4 protein-coding genes and 1 pseudogene are annotated in these 4,819 nt (G+C 72.7%); 3 read left to right on the forward strand and 2 right to left on the reverse strand.

What is annotated here, in order from left to right; all coding sequences use genetic code 11:
* A partial coding sequence (locus CCL05_RS40000) for a GntR family transcriptional regulator (protein ID WP_143590028.1) occupies positions 1 to 367 on the reverse strand: 367 nt, incomplete at its 3' end.
* Between the two features lie 79 nt (positions 368 to 446).
* Between CCL05_RS40000 and CCL05_RS40005 the strand changes: the two genes are divergently transcribed.
* Together CCL05_RS40005 and CCL05_RS40010 are read left to right on the forward strand one after the other, a co-directional pair.
* Positions 447 to 1,265, forward strand: a complete 819-nt coding sequence (locus CCL05_RS40005; protein WP_086565513.1) for an alpha/beta fold hydrolase — start codon at positions 447 to 449, stop codon at positions 1,263 to 1,265.
* Between the two features lie 64 nt (positions 1,266 to 1,329).
* Complete coding sequence (locus CCL05_RS40010) at positions 1,330 to 2,328, forward strand: endonuclease/exonuclease/phosphatase family protein (RefSeq protein ID WP_086565514.1); 999 nt, start codon at positions 1,330 to 1,332, stop codon at positions 2,326 to 2,328.
* A gap of 49 nt (positions 2,329 to 2,377) precedes the next feature.
* Here the strand turns inward: CCL05_RS40010 and CCL05_RS40015 are convergent, their stop codons facing one another.
* On the reverse strand, positions 2,378 to 4,411 hold the full coding sequence (locus CCL05_RS40015; protein ID WP_086565515.1) for a PhoX family protein: 2,034 nt from the start codon (positions 4,409 to 4,411) through the stop codon (positions 2,378 to 2,380).
* Between the two features lie 218 nt (positions 4,412 to 4,629).
* Between CCL05_RS40015 and CCL05_RS46735 the strand changes: the two are divergent.
* Positions 4,630 to 4,819: pseudogene (locus CCL05_RS46735) on the forward strand (VWA domain-containing protein); the annotation flags it as partial.

The raw sequence follows: 4,819 nt of genomic DNA on the forward strand, positions 1-4,819 counted from the left end.
GCAGCAGCGCCTCGGCCAGCACGTCGGGACGCAGCAGCGGCGCGAGGACGGGGGCGAGGAGCTCCGGCTGGCGGGGCGCGCTGGGGTAGTTGAGCTCCAGGTTGACGAGGGCGTCGCCCGGGCCGGGCTCGGCGAGCGACTGTCCCGCCGGCCCGTCCGGTGCGGCCCGTACGAAGGTGCCGCGCCCGACCTCGCCGACGACCAGCCCGCGCCGCACGAGTTCGCCGTACACCCGCCCGGCCGTCGACGAGGCGATCCCCCGGCGCCGGGCGAACGCGCGCTGCGGCGGCAGCCGTTGGCCGGGCTTCAGCCGCCCGCTGGCGATGTCGTCGGCGATCCTGTCCGCGATACGGCGGTAGTCACCCATCGGTCGGCCTCCCCCTTGAATTGCACCGAGAGCAAAGATCTTATTGCACTGAGTAGTTGAAGCTGCCTAGGGTCTTCACATGGCACCCTTCCTCGCATACGAGGACAAAGGCCCCGTATCCCCTCGGCAGCCCCTTGTCCCCCTGGTTCTCGTCCACGGCCACCCCTTCGACCGCACGATGTGGGCCCCGCAGCTGGGCACGTTCTCCGCGGCCCGCCGCGTCATCGCCCCCGACCTGCGCGGCTACGGCGCCTCCCCGGCCGCCCCGGCCCTCACGGACTTCGCGGGGTTCGCCCGGGACATCGAGGCCCTGCTCGACGAGCTGGGCGTGGAGTCCTTCGTCCTCGCCGGGCTCTCCATGGGCGGCCAGATCGCGATGGACTGCTACCGGCAGTTCCCCGGCCGCGTCCGCGGCCTCGTCCTCGCGGACACCTTCCCGGCCGCGGAGACCCCGGACGGCGTCCGCACCCGCGACGCCATGGCGGACCGCCTCCTGCGAGAGGGCATGCGCGGCTACGCCGACGAGGTCCTGGAGCGGATGGTCGCCCCCCACGCCCACGCCGACGTCAAGGCCCACGTCCACCGCATGATGACGGCCACCTCCCCCGAGGGCGCCGCCGCGGCCCTGCGCGCCCGCGCCCGGCGCCCCGACTACACCACCCTGCTGACCCAGGTCCGGGTCCCGGCCCTGGTCGTCGTCGGATCCGACGACACCTACACCCCCGTCTCCGACGCCCGCGCCATGCACGCGGCCCTCCCGGACGCCGACCTGCACATCATCGAGGGCGCGGCCCACATGCCGAACCTCGAACGCCCCGCGGAGTTCGACCGGGCACTCGGGGAGTTCCTGGCCCGCGTCGACGCCCGGCAACCTTCCCCCGTCCCACCCCGTCCTTGAGGGAGGATGCGGGAATCCTTGAGGGAGGATGCGGGCATCCCACCCGCGAACGGGAGGCCGGGCCTTGGACACCGCCGCTGCCGAGTGGACCGCCGCCGACGAGCCGGACCACCGTCCGCCCCGCCGGCGGCCCGGCGCCTGGTGCGCCGCCCTGCTGCTCGCCGCGGTCAGCGTGGCCGTCGGCTACCGGACCGCCGACAGCGACGGCATCACGCCCGTCCCGCAGATCCTCGCCTTCCTTCCCTGGCTGCTCGCCCCCACCGGCCTGGCCCTGCTGCTCGCCCTGCTGTCCCGGTGGTGGCTCGGGACGGTCTGGGGCGTGCTCCTGCTCGGCCTGCTGGCCTGGTTCATCGAGCCGTACGGCAAGGTCGGCGACCCCGTCGGCCGCCCGGTCGCCGACCTGCGCGTGCTGACCTCGAACGTCGAGTTCGGGCAGGGCACCGGGCCCCTGGTCACCGCCGTCCGCCGCGAGAAACCGGACGTGCTCTTCGTGGAGGAGTGCGACTACGCGTGCGACGCACGCCTGAAGCAGGACCTGGCGCGGGACTATCCCCACCGCCGGGCCGTCGAGGGCGGCGGCTCCGAGGGCTCCGTCATCCTCAGCCGCTTCCCGCTGCGGCCCACCGACGGCGTCCCCGGCACCATGGGCATGCCCGGGGCGGTCGCCGACGTCGACGGCCACGCCGTACGGCTCCAGCTCGCCCACCCCATGCCCCCGCTGCCCGGCCAGCTCGGCCTCTGGCGCACGGAGCTGGACGCCCTGCGCGACGCGGCCGCCGCCGACCCCGGCACCCCCCTCGTCCTGGCCGGCGACTTCAACGCCTCCCAGGACCACGCCGCCTTCCGCCGCATCCTCGACACCGGCCTGAGCGACGCCGCCCGACTGGACGGCGCCGACCGCACGGCCACCTGGCCGGCCCGGACCGCGCCGACGTTCGGCACGCAGATCGACCACGTCCTGGTGTCGAAGGACTTCGCGGCCGACCGCACCCGCTTCCTGGACCTGGCCGACACGGACCACCGGGCGGTGGTGACGGACCTGACGCTGCACGCACGTCGGTGAGAGAGGAAGGGGGACGCCGGACAGGCGCCCCCCATCAGTCGCTCTCCGCTCAGGCTCCGATGTCGCAGCCGTCCGCGCGCCACACGGCCACGACCGCCGGCCGGACGTACGTCCCGGGACCGTCGGGCCAGGTGCTGGCCGGCTTCTCCACGGACGCGCCGTCGATCTCGCCCGGGTGCTGCACGGCGACCAGGACACGCCGGTCCTGGATGATCGGACCGCAGGTCTCCGCCCCCGTCGGCACGGTCAGGAACTGCTTCAGCTCACCGCGCCGCTCGCCCCGGGTCGCCACGCCGAACAGGCCGTCGTGCGAGCCGAGCTGGGAGCCGTCGGTGGAGATCCACAGGTTGCCGTACGGGTCGAAGGCGACGTTGTCCGGGCAGGAGATCGGGCTGACGCCGTCCTTCGGGAACCCGGCGAAGTAGGTCGCCGGGTCGTCCGGGTCACCGGCGACGAGGAACAGCGACCAGGCGAACCTCGTGCTCTCGGGCCGGTTCCAGCGCTCGGTGAGCTCCAGGACGTGCCCGTGCTTGTTGGCGTTGCGCGGATTGGCCTCGTCCGCCTTGGCGTTGGAGCCGACACCGCGGTTGGAGTTGTTCGTCAGGGCGACGTACACCTTGCCGGTGACGGGACTGGGCTCGATGTCCTCGGGCCGGTCCATCTTCGTGGCGCCCACCTTGTCACCGGCGAGACGGGTGAAGACGAACACCTCCTCGGCGCTCATCCCGTCCACGTGCGAGACCGCCCCCTCGGCGGTGGCGGTGGCCAGCGGAATCCACTCGCCGCTCCCGTCGAACTCGCCGTCGCCCGGCAGCTTGCCCGTGCCGTCGATCTCGATGGCGGGGGAGTCACCGGTGAGCCTGGCGACGTACAGCGTCCCCTCGTCGAGCAGGGAGAGGTTGTGCTCCCGCACGGCCCTGCCGCTGCCGTGCCGCATCCGCTTGCTGCCGACGAACTTGTAGAAGTAGTCGAACCGCTCGTCGTCGCCGGTGTACACGACGGGCCGCCCGTCCGCCGTCATCCTGATGTTCGCGGCCTCGTGCTTGAACCGCCCGAGGGCGGTGTGCTTGCGCGGAGTGGAGCTCGGGTCGTACGGGTCGAACTCCACGACGTACCCGAACCGGTGCACCTCGTTCGGCTCCTGGGCGACGTCGAACCGCTTGTCGAACCGTTCCCACTTCCGCTCGCTGGCCCCGGTCCCGATGCCGTACCGCTTGTCGGTCGCCCGGCTGCTGCCCGCGAAGTACTGGTTGAAGTTCTCCTCGCCGTGCAGGGTCGTGCCCCACGGGGTCACGCCGCCCGAGCAGTTGTTGAGAGTGCCGAGCACCTTGGTGCCGGTCGGGTCGGCGGAGGTCTTCACGAGCTCGGACCCGGCGACGGGCCCGGTGAGCCGGAACTCGGTGGTGGCGGTGACGCGCCGGTTGAGCTGATGCCGGGGAACGGCGGTCAGCTTCCCCGTCTTCCGGTCCCCCTCCACGACGACGGCGGACAGCCCGTGCGCGGCCCACGCCACCTCCACCTGCTCCCGGGTCGGGTTGGCGGCGTCGTACCCCCGGAACATGAGCACCTCATCGGTGTACTCGTGATTGGCGACGAGCAGCTGCCTGTTCCGCTCCCCGGGCAACGGGAGCAGGGCGAGGAAATCGCAGTTGTACCCGAACTGCCCGGCCTGCGCCTTGGCGGTCTGCTTCTCCGGGTCGAAGGCGGGCGCCCCGCGCAGGATGGGCTCGCCCCAGCGGATGACGACGTTCTGCCGGTACCCCTCCGGCACGGTCACGGCGTCGGCGGTATTGGGCGCGACGGGCGCGAACCGCAGCCCGCGCGCGCCCTTGTTCTTCCGCCGGGCGGCCTCGGCGGCGGCACCGGCCGATGCGCCTCCGGCTGGAGCGGCGCCGGCCTGCGGAGCCTGGGCGACACCCGCGGCCCCCGCGCCCGCCGCCGCCACGGTCACCACGGCCGCGGCCCGCATCATCGACCGCCGGCTGAGCGCACCGGCGATCACATCACCGACGTACTCGTTGGAGCTGGTGTTGGGCACCTCGTGGAAGCAGGCGTNNACCGTAGGGGCACATATGTGCGGCAGCCGGGCGCGAGGGTGAACAGCGGGTGAACCTGCGGCAGCCTTACGGCAGTTACGGCGATTCAGCACGGCGACACCTTGGCAGGCCGGATGTCCCTCTTGACAGCGCGGACCGCCCACCCCCGACCCTGCCCAAGATCACCCAGGAGGGCCGCTAACCTTACGTGTCCGTCCTGGCCAGGGATTGACGGGCTTCAACTCACGCGAAGGGTTGCGCGCACATGGGCATTCTCACTCTCTTGCGGAACGCGTTCGGACGGTCACGCAAGTCACGGACCGCCGAGGCGGAGGGTGCGGCGCAGACGGCGACGACGACGCCCGAAACCCCGACGCCCCCGGCGACGGACCCGAAAGTCCCGTCCCCCTCCCCGGAACCCACCCCCGCCGCCCCGACGGCAGACGTCCCCGAAC

The sequence above is a fragment of the Streptomyces africanus genome, from assembly GCF_002150735.1.
GTDB classification, from domain to species: Bacteria; Actinomycetota; Actinomycetes; order Streptomycetales; family Streptomycetaceae; genus Streptomyces; species Streptomyces africanus.